Source organism: Burkholderia sp. E168m23 (assembly GCF_016586125.1).
Lineage (GTDB): Bacteria > Pseudomonadota > Gammaproteobacteria > Burkholderiales > Burkholderiaceae > Burkholderia > Burkholderia orbicola.
In genome coordinates, this window is sequence record NZ_BCPP01001360.1 from 1 (window position 1) to 1,357 (window position 1,357).

Below are 1,357 nucleotides of genomic sequence, written 5' to 3' on the forward strand. Positions count from 1 at the left end.
TACGGTGAGGGCGCCGACGTACACGCTGGACGGCGGCAGGACCACGGCGAAAAACGTCGGCGAAGCGGTGTCGAACCTGGACGGCCGTGTGACGACGAACGCGACGAACGTCGGGAAACTGCAAGACAATCTTGCCGAATCTGGTCTGTTCGACAAGGACAAGAACCAGGCAATTGCGGCGCTGACGTACGACCGCAAGGAAGACGGCACGGTGGATCGCGGTTCGGTAACGCTTGGCGGTGCGGGCGCAGCAGCGCCGGTGGCGTTGAAGAACGTTGCAATGGGCATCGGCGACACCGATGCGGCGAACGTGCGTCAGGTGAAAGACATTACCACGGCGCTGGGCGGTGATGCGGGCATCGGCGCCGATGGCAGCGTGACGGCACCGAAGTATCGCATCGGCGACAAAACCTACGGCAACGTTGGCGACGCGCTCGCAGCCGCGGCAGCGAGCGGAGGCGGCGGTACGGATTCGAACGCGGTCTTGTACGACGATGCGGCCAAGACCGCGGTCACGCTGTCCGGCGAGAAAGGCACGACGTTGAAGAACGTTGCAGCCGGCGCGGTGAATGCGACGAGCATGGAAGCGATGAACGGTTCGCAGCTGTACGGTACGTCGCAAAGTGTGGCGAGCGCACTGGGCGGTGGTTCGACGGTGGACGCGGCCGGCAAGGTGACGGCGCCAACGATCCGAGTCGGCAACAAGACCTACGGTAACGTCAGTGACGCGATTGCGGCCGCGGCAGCCAGCGGCGGCGGTGGTGGTAAAGGCTCGAGCTTCGTCACGATCGATGGTATGGGTTCGGACGGTAGTCGGTTCAATACCGCGAGCATCGCGACGGGCGATCCGGAGAGTACGACAGCCGCCGCGATCGGCGTGGACGCTCATGCGGCCGGGGCGAACGCGATTGCGCTCGGCCTGAACACCGGGGCGCTGTCGAACGAATCGGTTGCGATCGGCAATATGGCGCAGACGGGCTCGGATCAAGCGTACTCGGTGGCCATCGGTTCATGGGTGACGACCAATGGCGCGGGAGCGCTGGCGATCGGCTCGAACGCGAAGGCAAACGGCGAGAACGCGGTTGCGCTCGGCAGTAACGGCATCAAGGCTATCGGGGCAAGCTCGATCGCGATCGGCAATGCAGCAGAAGCCGCGGTAGGCGCGGCCAATGGCATTGCAATGGGCACGAGTGCGAGCGTTGCACCGAACCTGACCAATGCGATGGCGCTGGGTGCCAATACGAGCGTGGAAGGCGCGGCGAATGGTGCCGTGGCGCTGGGCGCAGGCGCCAAGGCGACGCGCGCCAATACCGTTTCGGTGGGTAACGCCGGAAGCGAGCGCCAGATCGTGAACGTT

The 1,357-nt window shown here is 64.8% G+C and carries 1 pseudogene; it reads left to right on the forward strand.

From position 1 onward, the window contains the following. A pseudogene (locus JMF90_RS37290) lies at positions 1-1,357 on the forward strand (hypothetical protein); the annotation flags it as partial.